We start from the raw sequence: 12,530 nt of genomic DNA, 5'->3' as shown, positions 1-12,530 counted from the left end.
TAAACATGAAAAGAATCATTTTTATCATAGTAGTTATAGCAGTGTACATTTTGCCAGGCAAAAGTGGAAATGCTCAATCAAAAAATAATCGAAGGCCAAATGTAATATTTATTTTAGCGGACGATTTGGGATATGGAAATGTCAGTGCTTTTAATTCAAATTCTCCAATAAAAACCCCGAATCTAGATGATTTAATTGCTAATGGAATAAAATTTACACGTTTTTATTCAGGCAACACAGTATGCGCTCCTTCGAGATGTGCATTGATGACAGGAAAGCATATGGGAACTGCTTATATCCGTGGAAACTCAAAAGCAAAAGATGGGAAAGGCGCACTTAGAGAGCAAGATTTAACAATTGCGGAGCTTTTTCAAGATGCAGGTTATAGGACAGGTATGTTTGGAAAATGGGGATTGGGAGATATAGATTCCAAAGGAGCCCCACATTTAAAAGGATATGATAATTTTTATGGGTACTTAGACCAGTCTCATGCACATGATTATTATACCGATAGTTTATATGAAATAAAAAATGGAGTTACACAGCTCATAAGAGTAAATAACAAGCATTATACACAAGATTTAATTGCCAATAAAACCTTGGAATTTATTAAAGAAAATAAGGATAATCCATTCTTTTTATATGTTCCTTTCACTTTGCCTCATGCAGAATTAATAGTTCCAGATAGCCTAATTAAAGAGTTCCAGAATGCAGATGGGTCTAGTTTATTTGAACCAGAAAAGCCTTTTGTCAAGAAAGGGAATTATGATGATCAAGCTCAGCCTCATGCCGCATTTGCAGCAATGGTCAAAAAACTGGATACTGATGTAGGTAAAATTGTTGCCTTGGTGAGAACATTGGGACTAGAAGATGATACCTATATTTTCTTTAGTAGTGATAATGGACCGCATATAGAGGGTGGAGCAGATCCTGAATATTTCAATAGTTGGGGGAAGTTAAGAGGAGTAAAAAGAGATTTGTATGAAGGTGGTATAAGAGTGCCATTTATTGCAAAAATTCCAGGAAAGAACAATAAAACCAAAGAAATCCATGATCCCTGGGCTTTTTGGGATATCATGCCAACATTTTCCGAAATAGCGGGATTAAATATCCCACAAGATATTGATGGATTATCATTTTTCCCTACATTAATTGGCGAAAATCAAAATAAATTACATGACTACCTTTATTGGCAGTTTAATGAAAAAGGAGTTCTTAAAGAAGCAATTTCACAAGGTTATTGGAAGCTTATCCGATTCAAGGAAAAAGGGAAAAAAGAAATATTAGAACTTTATAACCTGGAAAATGATATTGCCGAACAGGTAGATTTATCCCAGAAATATCCTGAATTAGTGAAAAACCTATATGCTAAAATTCTAGAAGTGAAAAAAAGTCCTGAAAATCCGACGTTTGATTGGTCCGATATGGAGAAATAATGAAAAAAGGCTTGAAACATTGTTTCAAGCCTTTTTGATGTTGCCCAACCTGGATTCGAACCAAGACAAACGGCACCAAAAACCGTCGTACTACCATTATACTATTGGGCAATCCTTTTTGGTTTTGTCATCAGGTTATCCCCTTTTGACGATGCAAATATACGTCGACTTTTCTAATCTGCAAATAAAAAATTGCGTTAATTATTAAATATACTGATTTTCAGAGCAATATTTTTTAGGTATTATCGATCTAGGGGCCCATATGAAGAGATTCAAAGTTTTTATGGCTAATAAATAGAAACTATTTGTCTAATTATAATTTGGAATCCTTATTTTCGAAGCATAATTTTTTAGAAAAACCTTCTATATTTTAGTATGAACTATAAAAAAATCAATAATCTGTTAGGTTGGGCAGTGGGAATTATAGCCACCTTGACCTATATATTGACGCTTGAAAAAACAACGAGTTGGTGGGATACAGGTGAATTTATTGCCTCAGCATATAAGTTACAGATTGTACACCAGCCTGGTGCTCCTTTGTTTTTGATGATTCAAAATCTGTTTTCAAACCTCGCATTGGGAGACAATACCCGTATTGCATATTGGATGAACGTAGGATCAGCAGTATGTAGCGGACTAACCATCACTTTCTTGTTCTGGACCATTACAGCCCTTGCGAAAAAAGCATATGTAAGCTTCTCAAAAACAGAAGGTATTTCAGAAGGTAATCTGATCAAGATTATGGGAGCAGGAGTAGTAGGAGCATTGGCTTACACTTTTTCTGATACATTTTGGTTCTCAGCGGTAGAATCTGAGGTATATGCCATGTCTTCCCTGTGTACTGCCGTCGTATTCTGGGCTATTCTCAAATGGGAAGAGCATGCAGATGAGCCAGGAAGCGATAGATGGTTGATCTTGATCGCTTATGTCATGGGACTTTCAATCGGAGTTCACTTGCTGAATTTATTGGTGATTCCTGCAATTGCTTTAGTTGTATATTTCAGAAGGTCTTCTAAAATCACTGGAGCAGGGATAGCAAAAACATTAGGGATTGGAATCCTGGTTCTAGCAATCGTACTTTGGGGGTAATTCAGTACTTGATTAAGTTCGCAGCATTCACTGACCTATTCTTCGTGAATTCATTGGGATTGGGATTTGGAACAGGTGCAACATTCTTCGCCTTATTGGTAGCCGGACTGCTTGTTTTTGGAATCTGGTACTCATGGAAAAATGTGAAACCTATCCTAAACATAGCATTGTTAAGCTTAGCATTCGTAATCTTTGGATATAGTTCATTCACTATGATTTTAGTGCGTGCTAAGGCAAACCCTACCTTAAACAACTCCGACCCAGATAACGTATTTACATTCTTAAGTTACTTAAACCGTGAACAATATGGTGATGAACCATTGTTGAAAGGAAGATACTTTGATGCCAAACCAACAGATGTATTTGAAACAGGAAATATCTATCGTAAGGATGGTAATAAATATGTTGTAGCTAAGAAAAAATTCGATTATACCTGGAGTCGTAGTACCTTATTTCCGCGTATATATTCCGATAAACATGAATCATATTATAGGGAATTTTTAAATCTCGGTCCACAGGAACAAACCGACCATGGCTGATAACCTGAAATTCTTCTTCGGATATCAAAATAGGGCAGATGTACAGCCGATATTTTATGTGGAATTTTGTAGGTCGACAAAATGACCAACAAGGACAGGGTTCATTCACTGAAGGAAACTGGATTTCGGGAATTAAACCCATTGATAATATCCGATTAGGAGGACAATATGCTTTGCCAACCTCAGAGAAAGAAAACGCTGGAAGAAATACCTATTTCTTCTTGCCTTTAATCTTGGGAATTTTGGGAGCTCTTTGGCAGTTTAAAAATCAACAGCGAGACGCCTCAGTGGTTGCTCTTCTGTTTTTCTTTACAGGTCTTGCCATTGTATTATACCTAAATCAAACTCCATTACAACCGCGTGAGCGAGATTATGCCTATGCAGGTTCTTTCTATGCTTTCTGTATTTGGGTTGGTATGGGTGTGATTTGGATTGCTGATCTATTAAGTAAAAAGGTAAATGCTAAAAACGCTGCGATCGGCGCTACAGCTGTGTCTATGTTGTGTGGACCGGTATTATTGGCAAGCCAGAACTGGGATGACCACGATCGTTCGGAAAAATTCCTGGCACGTGATATGGCCAAAAATTATCTGGAATCATGTGCTCCTAATGCAATCCTATTTAGCTATGGTGATAATGATACTTACCCATTGTGGTACGTTCAAGAAGTTGAAGGTTTTAGAACAGACGTGCGTGTAGTCAACCTTAGTTTATTGAGTGCAGATTGGTATATGAAGCAAATGATGCATAAAGTGAAATGACGCTGATGCATTACCATTAAACATTGACCCTGAAAAAATCAAAGATGGAGTTCGTGATGTTATATATTTCAGTGATATGAATATCCCGGGATATGTAGATGTGGAAGACCTATTGCAGATTATGTTGTCTGATGATCAACAGTACAAAGTACAATTGCAAAGCGGTGATTGGGCAAACATTCTGCCTACCAAGAATATGCAGTTAAGAGTTGATAAACAAGCTGTCGTTGCAAATAAAGTTGTGCCTAAAGAATGGGAAGATGCAATCGTCGATACAATGCAATGGAACTATAGCAAGTGGCATTGTAAGTAGAGCTGATCTATCAATACTGGCGATATTGGCGAATAATAATTGGAAACGCCCAGTTTATTTTACTACGACAACACCTGAAGAAAACTTTATTGGATTGGATAAATACTTAGTATCTGAAGGTTTTGCAATGCGTTTGATGCCAGTTGCTATAGCATCTGAAGGAGATGTTTCAGGACCAATTTCTGATGTTGAAGGAACCTATAATAATATCATCAATAAATTCACTTGGGGTAATATCGCTAATTCTAAATATTTAGATCCTGATTCATATCGTTATATCAGTATGTATGCTGGAACTATTTTCGGTGAAACAGCTCAGAACTTATTGGCAATGGGTAAGAACAACGAAGCGAAAAAGCTAGTTGTAAATGCTTATGAAAATATGCCTAAACGTCCTTACTTGATGTCTGAAGTGTTCTCATACAGTAGTTTGGTAGATGCCATGTACAAAACTGGAGAGGCAGAAAAGGCGAATGAAATCGTAAAGAGAAATCTTAAGTTCTTACGCGAGAATATGGCTTACTATATGAATATAGCTGAAACAAAACCAAACTTGGAATTCAGGAATATGCGTTTCGGATTGGCAGCAATCCAAAACTATCAAAGAGTTTTGACGGATGCTAAACAACAAGATCTGTTGAAAGAAGTCAATCAAATCTTTGAAACATATAGACCATTATTCGAAGCAGCGAATAATTAGAAATAGAAAATAATATGGAAAGCCTATGCAGATTATGCATGGGCTTTTTTTTTGGATTATTTTCCGATCCTATTTGGCTTAGATTACGATTTTTGGAAAAAATGCCTTATTTTTGCCTAAATAAATCCATAGATGAAACAATCGATATTATTAGATGGACCGAAGTTTCAGATTACGCTCAAGCGATTGTCTCAACAATTAATTGAAAATCACGGAGATTTCTCCAACGCTGTAATAATTGGAATTCAACCCCGAGGAACCTATTTAGCAAAAAGATTAGTACAGGAAATCAAAGAAATGACAGGTGTTGAAGTGCCTTTGGGTATTTTGGACATTACTTTTTATAGAGATGATTTCAGAATGAAGGGAGCAAGTCCTCTTGCTGCCAATAGCACGGTCATAGATTTTATTATAGAAGGTAAGGATGTTATCCTCGTGGATGATGTACTGTGGACTGGAAGAACAATTCGTTCGGCAATGGATGCCATCCAAGCTTTCGGACGTGCCAACAGAATAGAATTGATGATATTGGTAGATCGCCGCTTTTCAAGACAGATCCCAATACAACCTGACTATATTGGAATCCAAGTAGATTCAATAGATTCACAAAAAGTAATCGTGAGCTGGAAAGAAGTCGATGATAACGATAGTAATTGTGTTGATCACCGAGAAGAAATAGAAAAGATTTTATTGTTTACAAATGTCAAACTCTGAACAACTTAGTACACGCCATTTATTAGGTATCAAAGATCTAAATAGCAATGATATCCAACTGATCCTGGACACCGCACAAAACTTCAAAGAAGTGCTGAACCGTCCTATCAAGAAGGTGCCTTCATTGAGAGATATTACCATTGCCAACGTTTTCTTTGAAAATTCAACCCGAACTCGACTTTCTTTTGAACTGGCTGAAAAGAGATTGTCAGCAGATATCGTGAATTTCGCTGCATCATCATCATCTGTGAGCAAGGGTGAAACCCTAATAGACACAGTAAACAACATCTTGGCGATGAAAGTCGACATGATTGTGATGAGACATCCTTATGCTGGTGCAGGCGTATTCTTGAGTAAACATGTGAATGCACAAATCGTAAATGCAGGAGATGGTGCTCATGAACATCCTACTCAAGCATTATTGGATTCATTTTCAATACGCGAAAGACTTGGTGAAGTAGCCGGTAAAAAAATTGCAATCATAGGTGATATTCTACATTCTCGAGTAGCTCTGTCAAATATTCTTTGTCTACAAAAACAAGGTGCCGAAGTTATGGTCTGCGGACCAACAACCCTTATTCCTAAATACATTACTTCTTTAGGGGTAAAAGTCGAACATGACCTAATGAAAGCTTTGAATTGGTGTGATGTCGCAAACATGCTGAGAATACAATTAGAACGTCAGGATATTGCGTACTTCCCTTCATTGAGAGAATATTCAATGCTTTACGGACTAAACAAACAAATATTGGATTCATTAGATAAAGAAATCGTTATCATGCATCCGGGACCAATCAACAGAGGCGTCGAAATAACATCAGACGTAGCTGATAGTAGCCATTCAATTATCCTTGACCAGGTTGAAAACGGAGTAGCCGTTCGTATGGCTGTTCTTTATCTATTGGCAGGAAAGAGAGGATAATTAGACAATCGAAATAAGACAATAGAGAGCTGTCGATCTTAACAGAGAGATAACGTCTTAATATTTTTACAAAAGCGTAAGATTGCTGTAGTCAGTATTCATACGCTTTTTTTATCCTTTATTTTTATTGTCAAATATTAGGTTTTTGGAGCTATAATCCCATCCAAAAACTTTTCGCTCGTCCTCGAAATATCCTTGAGTTTCTACCGACTAAAATTAACCTCTTCCTTGCTAATGTTAAATATCGTTAAAACCTCTAGGTTATCCACAGTTGTTAACAACTTTTGAGGAAAACATACAAGTTATACATTAATTTCGTAGGTTGAAGGAGTTGTATCATGTTATCACATTGATACAACAAAATCGATAAACAAAAAAGCATTCATTTTAAGGAGTATTCAATCATATGTATAAAAAATTTACCAGTTAGGTGTGGCGATGAGCTTATTGAGTACACCAGTATTGGCGCAACATTCTGCTTGGCAAGAGGTAAATAAAGCCTATAAGGATGGTCTAGAGCTGTATGAAAGAGGGAAGTTCAGTTCGGCGGCAAAACAGTTCGATAAGTTTGAAGAAATCAGAACTAAATCTTCTCTCCAATTAGATGAAACCAAGGAACTAAGTTTATTAAAAGAAAATGTAAGATACTACCAAGCAGTCTGCGCACTTGAACTAGGTGAAACAGATGCTGAAAATCGTTTCTTAAAATATATTAAAGACTACCCGGCAAGTGCTAACTCAAAAGCCGCTTATTTCCAAATCGGTAAGTCTTATTATGCTCAAAAGATTATCCAAAAGCAATTGAGTGGTTTGAAAAAATAGATAGCAAGAATTTGGCAGGTGCAGAGAATACGGAATATCGTTTCAAACTTGCCTATTCAAAATTCATGACTGGTGATTATGAAGCTGCAAGACCTGTATTCAATGAATTGAAGGACCAAAAGCGGCCAGTATCAGGAAGCATCAATCTATTATTCAGCATACCTAAAGCTATTTAAATCAAGAATATAAAACTGCTTTAAATGAATTTGAACGTCTTGAAGGTTCAAAAACTTATGAAAACAGTTATCCATATTATATCACAGCTTTATACTTCTTAGATAAACGTTACGATGAAGTATTGGGCTTACGCTCTCCCTAAGTTAGAAACAACTAAACAGGAAAGCGAAACTTGAAATGTTGCGTATAGTAGCTGCAACATATTTTATCAAGGGAGATTTAGAAAAATCAAAAGAATTTTACGATAGGTTTCCAAGCTCAGGATCAAGGCAAAACTCAGAACAACCAAGATAGCTACCAAATTGGTTATATCAATTACAAATTAGGTGAATACGAAAAAGCGATCTCCGAATTAGAAAAATTAGAAGAACCTGATGCTTATTTCCAAAAGTGCCATGATTACTTTAGGGGATGCATTTTTAAAGACTGGCAATAAACAAAGCGCTAGAAATGCTTTCTTCAGAGCATCAAAATTGGATTTTGATCCACAATTAAAAGAAGAAGGTTTATTCAATTATGCGAAATTGTCGTATGACTTAGAATTCCACCAAGTAGCTCTGGATGCTGTTAACGAGTATATGCAGACTTATCCAAGGTCAAAGCGCCAGGAAGAAGCTAAGACATTATTGGCAGAAGTTTTATTGAGTACCAAAAACTACCGTGCTGCGGTAGATGTATTGGAAGATTTGCCAACTAGAGGTAAAGACGCCAATGCAGCATACCAAAAAGTAACTTATTACCGTGGTCTTGAATACTACAATGAACGTGCATTTGAAAATGCTATTTCCATGTTTATGCGTTCTGAAGCAAACCGTTACGATGAGGAAATATTTGCTCTAGCAACCTATTGGAAAGCTGAAGCAATGTACGAAGTTCGCAAATACAAAGAAGCAGTTGCTGCATTCAACAAATTCTTGCAATTACCAGCAGCTAGAAAAACTGAAGTTTATAACTATGCTAACTATGCTTTGGCATATGCAGCATTCAGAGCTGACAACTACAGTACTGCGGCTAATTACTTTGAACGTTTCTTAGCTGGTGGTGGTAAAGACGGTATTGACCTGAATACTAGAAATGATGCCATGGCTCGTGCTGCGGATTCGTATTTAGCAATCAAGAACTATAGCAAAGCAGCTAATTACTACGATAGATTGATCTCTTCTGGTGCACAAAGTCAAGATTATGCTTTGTTCCAAAAAGGTATCTTATTAGGTTTACAAGGTGATAATAATGGAAAGATTTCGACATTGAATTCTGTGATGTCGAAATACCCGAAATCAAACTATGCAGATGATGTTGCGTTTGAAGTGCCATACACTTATTTCTTAATGGGTGATCACGACCGGGCTATCGATGGACTTCAAAAAATGGTTGAACAATACCCTAGAAGTTCATATGTTCCTAGAGCTCTTACCACAATTGGTCTAGTTCAATATAACAAAGATGATAACGATGCTGCATTGGCTACATTCCAAAGAGTAGTAAACCAATATCCTACTACAGATGAGGCTAAACAAGCATTGGCATCTATTGAGAACATTTATTTAGATAAAGGTGATGCTTCCGGATATATCCGCTATGCTACAAGTACGAACATCGGTGACTTAAGTACTGCTGAACAGGATGCTCATACATTCTCAATCGCAAGAACATTATTTGACCGCGGAAACTGGCAGGCATCCATTGAAGCTGTCAATGCATACTTTGATAAATTCCCTAAACCAATTCAAGAGAAACATGCTCGTTTTATCCGTGCTGAAAGTAACGCGAATTTAGGCAATGACACAGAAGCAATGCATGATTTCAATATCATTATGAATGATTGGACATCTGCATATACCGAGCGTACATTGATTTCTGTATCGAAATTACATATCAGAAATAAAGCATATAATGAGGCAGTTCAGGTATTGAAGAAGTTAGAGTTAACTTCTGAGTACAAAGAGAATTATGGTTGGGCAGTAAATAACCTATTGATCAGTTACTTCAATATGGGTGATTACGCTGAGACATTGAACTATGCTAACATTATCAAGAAGTATGAAAAGTCTTCTGAAGAAGAAATTGCTAGAGCACACCTTATATGCTGGCAAAAGCTTACTTGTCAACTTCTAAAGGTGGTGAAGGTATGAAAGAATTAAACTTAGCTGCATTGAAGTCTAAAACTGAGACCGGAGCAGAAGCAAGATTCTTGGTAGCGGAACAACAATTGAAAAATAAAAATTATGATGGTGCAATCAAATCTGCACTTGACATATCTGATTCCTTCTCTTCATACGATTATTGGGTTGCAAAAGGATTTATCATAATGGCTCAAGCATACGACGCTAAAGGAGATAAATTCCAAGCAAAATCAACATTAGAAAGTGTCATCGACAATTATGAAAATACTGAAGATGGTATTTTGGATGAAGCGAAAAAATTATGGAAAAAATTAAATAAGAATAGGAAAAGATGAAGTTGAACACTGTTTTTAAACAATCTGCAATATTAACCTTGTTGTTGGGGATGGGGATAGGAGCACAAGCTCAAAGAAGAGACACTACCGACCGCCCTGTAACTTTGGATTCATTTGATATCGTTCGTGATTATAGACCTATTCTTGCTGACGCAGTAAAAATCCGTCGTAGTCCTGATATGACTAACAAAAGAGAATACATGCCTAAGCTGAGCTATGGTAGTGTTCCTGATAAAAAATTAGATATCAATACAGGTCTGAGTGAATTGAGAATTATGGAAACGCCATTCTCAAAAATATTGGACCATAAAAGTAACTATTTCAAATTTGGAGCTGGTAACTTCAACACAATCTTAGGCGAAGCTTATTTTGCTGTCGAAGATTATGAAGATATCAGATTCGGAGGATTCGCAAAACATTTAGGTCAAAAAGGTAATTTAGAAGATCAAAAATTCTCTAAACAAGAAGTCGGAGTTTTTGGACGCCGTATTTTCCCTTTATTTACCCTAGATGGAGTGATTGGATATAATGGGTTTGGAACACGTTTTTATGGTATTCCTGAAAACATTGATGGAAATACCATTAATCCAACTCGCGAAGCACAACGATTCAATGATATTTATTTCACAGGCGAGTTGACAAGCAACTATGACCCTGAAAACGAAGATGCATTAAGCTACTCTGTAAAAGCAGATGCTTACACATACAGCGATAAATTTAGTGCTAAGGAAAACTCAATCGCCCTATCAGGATATTTAAATAAAAGATACCGTGCCTTCAATGCAGGGGCAAATCTTGCATTGGATTACAATGGTATTACCGGTGTAAATAATACCGATAATGGTAAATTGAACAACTCAATTGCAAGTATTAATCCTTATATCCGTTTCAAAGGGGATAACTATAATATCACTTTAGGTGCAAACATCGTTTCAGAATTTGGAGACAACTCTAGATTTAATGTATTCCCTGAAGCAGAAATCGATTTCGCCCTGGCACCTAAGTATTTTTACATCTTTGGAGGTGTGACCGGAGGAGTTGAAAAAGGATCATTCCGTGATTTTACTAGACTGAATCCTTACCTAGGTCCCAAACTTTAATATCCAAAACACTATCGACCGTATGAATATCTATGGTGGTATTAAAGGAAATGCAGGTGCAACATTCGGTTACAAGGTGAAAGGTTTCTACAGAAAAGTTGAAAACATGGCAATGTTTGTAAACAATATGGAAACACCTTTCAGATTTGATTTAGTATATGATGGTAACGGAGATGAAGCCGTAAAACATGTAGGGTATCGAAGGTGAAATTAATGTAAGGTTATCACAATTGGTGAATCTTGGAGGTCGCTTAAACATCGATCAGTATACCATGGTGAACCAAGAAGAGGCTTGGCACCTTCCAAAAATGCGCTTAGCAGCTAATGCTAGATTCAATATTTCTGAGAAATTGTTTATTGATGCTGAAGCATTGTTCCATGGAAATGCATATGCACCTCAATATAGCTATGATTCAAATGGAGTATTGATTGCAGATGCATTCAATAAAGAAACGATTGCATCGTTCTTTGATTTAAGCGCGGGTGCTGAGTATAAGGCAACAAAATACTTAGGTGTTTTTGTGAAAGCAAATAACATGCTGAACACAGAATACCAACGTTATTTATACTATCCTAAATTAGGTTTTAATATTTTAGGTGGTTTAAATTTTTCGTTTTAATCTAACAAACTTTAAATTTGCATCAGCAAACGAATAAATGGATTTAGGAAGATACATTCATCAGGTATTAAAGCATAGAAACGAAGTGTATGTGAAGGGTTTTGGGAGTTTTCAAACGCATTCATACACCTTCGGTATATGATGACCGCAGAGGAGTGTATTTACCTCCTGTAAAATATCTGGAATTTGATAGCAAGTCTACTGATGGTGTTGATTTTATTGACTTTATTCAGCAGTCAACTCAATCATCTAGACAAGCCGCTGAGGCGGAAGTTCAGGAAGCAGTTTTTAACCTTCTGGAAACTATCAAGGAAAATGGTTCAGTTACCTTGAACCATGGTCGGACAGCTAATCAAGCACGGTTCTTCTTTAGTATTTAAAGCAGAAGACTTAAGCGGTTTTCAGCTTCAACCTATTGAAGGTACAGCTCTGCCAGTGGTGGAAGGTCCACCTATTGAAGAGATTGTGCCGGTTGTGGAAACACCAATAGAAGAAACAGTGCCTGTGGATGATGCCGCAGAGAATTTAGAGCAAGAGACAGAAGCTGTAGCTACTGAAGAGTATTATGAAGAACCTCAAGCTCCAAATAAATCAAAATGGTATATCTGGGCAGCAGTCCTCGCAATTTTGATTATAGCTGGATTGCTTTATGTGAATCATACAAATTCAGTCAAAGAAGCAGCCTTAAGATCTGACAGCCTATTGAATGCAGGTATAGAAGAACCTGCTACAGATTCTACAGCCAATATCGGAACGCCTCAGGATTCTACATTTATCTACGAATCCAAATGCTCCTGATAGTGCTGCTACAGTTGCAGGAAAGAAGGTCTATAATCCTTTAATACCAGAAAATCATACCTATCAGATAGTGATAGGTAC

At 36.8% G+C, this 12,530-nt stretch carries 16 protein-coding genes, 1 tRNA gene and 1 pseudogene; 17 read left to right on the top strand and 1 reads right to left on the bottom strand.

The window, feature by feature from the left end; genetic code table 11:
• Positions 1–5: 5 nt before the first annotated feature.
• Positions 6–1,436, top strand: coding sequence for an arylsulfatase (locus tag FGL31_RS18200; protein WP_138093564.1), 1,431 nt, complete (start codon positions 6–8; stop codon positions 1,434–1,436).
• 40 nt (positions 1,437–1,476) lie between these two features.
• Here the strand turns inward: FGL31_RS18200 and FGL31_RS18195 are convergent.
• Positions 1,477–1,547 (bottom strand) — tRNA-Gln (locus tag FGL31_RS18195).
• A 264-nt stretch (positions 1,548–1,811) separates the two neighbouring features.
• Between FGL31_RS18195 and FGL31_RS26585 the strand changes: the two genes are divergently transcribed.
• The 16 genes and pseudogenes from FGL31_RS26585 (at position 1,812) to FGL31_RS18160 (ending at position 12,449) form a co-directional block, all read left to right on the top strand.
• Entirely contained in the window at positions 1,812–2,525 is a 714-nt protein-coding gene (locus FGL31_RS26585; RefSeq protein WP_232046943.1) for a glycosyltransferase family 117 protein, read from the top strand.
• On the top strand, positions 2,516–3,064 hold the full coding sequence (locus FGL31_RS26580; RefSeq protein WP_232046942.1) for a hypothetical protein: 549 nt from the start codon (positions 2,516–2,518) through the stop codon (positions 3,062–3,064). Before FGL31_RS26585 ends, FGL31_RS26580 begins: the two co-directional genes overlap by 10 nt.
• Before the next feature lie 38 nt (positions 3,065–3,102).
• Positions 3,103–3,825: a hypothetical protein gene (locus FGL31_RS26575; RefSeq protein ID WP_232046941.1), complete on the top strand. Its 723-nt coding sequence runs from the start codon at positions 3,103–3,105 to the stop codon at positions 3,823–3,825.
• 22 nt (positions 3,826–3,847) lie between these two features.
• Positions 3,848–4,138 carry a hypothetical protein gene (locus tag FGL31_RS26570; RefSeq protein WP_512745634.1) on the top strand — a complete coding sequence of 97 codons (291 nt, stop codon included), beginning with the start codon at positions 3,848–3,850 and terminating at the stop codon, positions 4,136–4,138.
• Between the two features lie 25 nt (positions 4,139–4,163).
• Positions 4,164–4,838, top strand: coding sequence for a hypothetical protein (locus tag FGL31_RS26565; RefSeq protein ID WP_232046939.1), 675 nt, complete (start codon positions 4,164–4,166; stop codon positions 4,836–4,838).
• A gap of 132 nt (positions 4,839–4,970) precedes the next feature.
• Positions 4,971–5,517: pseudogene (gene pyrR / locus FGL31_RS18185) on the top strand (bifunctional pyr operon transcriptional regulator/uracil phosphoribosyltransferase PyrR).
• Positions 5,518–5,538: 21 nt separating this feature from the next.
• The gene (locus FGL31_RS18180) at positions 5,539–6,474 is read left to right on the top strand and encodes an aspartate carbamoyltransferase catalytic subunit (RefSeq protein WP_099370054.1); all 936 of its coding nucleotides are present in this window, start codon (positions 5,539–5,541) and stop codon (positions 6,472–6,474) included.
• Positions 6,475–6,912: 438 nt separating this feature from the next.
• On the top strand, positions 6,913–7,296 hold the full coding sequence (locus tag FGL31_RS26560; RefSeq protein ID WP_232046938.1) for an outer membrane protein assembly factor BamD: 384 nt from the start codon (positions 6,913–6,915) through the stop codon (positions 7,294–7,296).
• Positions 7,297–7,307: 11 nt separating this feature from the next.
• A complete protein-coding gene (locus tag FGL31_RS26555; protein WP_232046937.1) occupies positions 7,308–7,472 on the top strand; it encodes a hypothetical protein in 165 nt (54 codons plus the stop codon).
• A 375-nt stretch (positions 7,473–7,847) separates the two neighbouring features.
• Positions 7,848–9,605 (top strand): tetratricopeptide repeat protein, encoded by a 1,758-nt coding sequence (locus FGL31_RS26550; protein ID WP_232046936.1) that lies wholly within the window; start codon positions 7,848–7,850, stop codon positions 9,603–9,605.
• Entirely contained in the window at positions 9,557–9,931 is a 375-nt protein-coding gene (locus FGL31_RS26545; protein WP_232046935.1) for a tetratricopeptide repeat protein, read from the top strand. Before FGL31_RS26550 ends, FGL31_RS26545 begins: the two co-directional genes overlap by 49 nt.
• Entirely contained in the window at positions 9,928–11,031 is a 1,104-nt protein-coding gene (locus FGL31_RS26540) for a hypothetical protein (RefSeq protein WP_232046934.1), read from the top strand. The genes FGL31_RS26545 and FGL31_RS26540 overlap by 4 nt, the downstream gene beginning before the upstream one ends.
• Before the next feature lie 22 nt (positions 11,032–11,053).
• Entirely contained in the window at positions 11,054–11,239 is a 186-nt protein-coding gene (locus FGL31_RS26535) for a hypothetical protein (protein WP_232046933.1), read from the top strand.
• Positions 11,240–11,261: 22 nt separating this feature from the next.
• Positions 11,262–11,651 carry a TonB-dependent receptor gene (locus FGL31_RS26530; RefSeq protein ID WP_232046932.1) on the top strand — a complete coding sequence of 130 codons (390 nt, stop codon included), beginning with the start codon at positions 11,262–11,264 and terminating at the stop codon, positions 11,649–11,651.
• A gap of 101 nt (positions 11,652–11,752) precedes the next feature.
• Complete coding sequence (locus tag FGL31_RS18165) at positions 11,753–12,031, top strand: hypothetical protein (RefSeq protein ID WP_138093557.1); 279 nt, start codon at positions 11,753–11,755, stop codon at positions 12,029–12,031.
• Positions 11,988–12,449, top strand: a complete 462-nt coding sequence (locus FGL31_RS18160; RefSeq protein ID WP_138093554.1) for a hypothetical protein — start codon at positions 11,988–11,990, stop codon at positions 12,447–12,449. The genes FGL31_RS18165 and FGL31_RS18160 overlap by 44 nt, the downstream gene beginning before the upstream one ends.
• Positions 12,450–12,530: the final 81 nt, after the last annotated feature.

Source organism: Sphingobacterium daejeonense (assembly GCF_901472535.1).
In the GTDB taxonomy this organism is placed as follows: Bacteria; Bacteroidota; Bacteroidia; order Sphingobacteriales; family Sphingobacteriaceae; genus Sphingobacterium; species Sphingobacterium daejeonense.
This window is presented reverse-complemented; position numbering and strand designations above follow the sequence as displayed.

Coding starts and splice junctions, on each gene's coding strand:
- FGL31_RS26540 (WP_232046934.1), top strand. CDS start 9,928: ATGAAGTTGAACACTGTTTTTAAACAATCTGCAATATTAACCTTGTTG.
- FGL31_RS26545 (WP_232046935.1), top strand. CDS start 9,557: ATGCTGGCAAAAGCTTACTTGTCAACTTCTAAAGGTGGTGAAGGTATG.
- FGL31_RS26535 (WP_232046933.1), top strand. CDS start 11,054: ATGAATATCTATGGTGGTATTAAAGGAAATGCAGGTGCAACATTCGGT.
- FGL31_RS18200 (WP_138093564.1), top strand. CDS start 6: ATGAAAAGAATCATTTTTATCATAGTAGTTATAGCAGTGTACATTTTG.
- FGL31_RS26585 (WP_232046943.1), top strand. CDS start 1,812: ATGAACTATAAAAAAATCAATAATCTGTTAGGTTGGGCAGTGGGAATT.
- FGL31_RS26550 (WP_232046936.1), top strand. CDS start 7,848: ATGCTTATTTCCAAAAGTGCCATGATTACTTTAGGGGATGCATTTTTA.
- FGL31_RS26560 (WP_232046938.1), top strand. CDS start 6,913: ATGAGCTTATTGAGTACACCAGTATTGGCGCAACATTCTGCTTGGCAA.
- FGL31_RS18160 (WP_138093554.1), top strand. CDS start 11,988: ATGGTCGGACAGCTAATCAAGCACGGTTCTTCTTTAGTATTTAAAGCA.
- FGL31_RS26575 (WP_232046941.1), top strand. CDS start 3,103: ATGTACAGCCGATATTTTATGTGGAATTTTGTAGGTCGACAAAATGAC.
- FGL31_RS18180 (WP_099370054.1), top strand. CDS start 5,539: ATGTCAAACTCTGAACAACTTAGTACACGCCATTTATTAGGTATCAAA.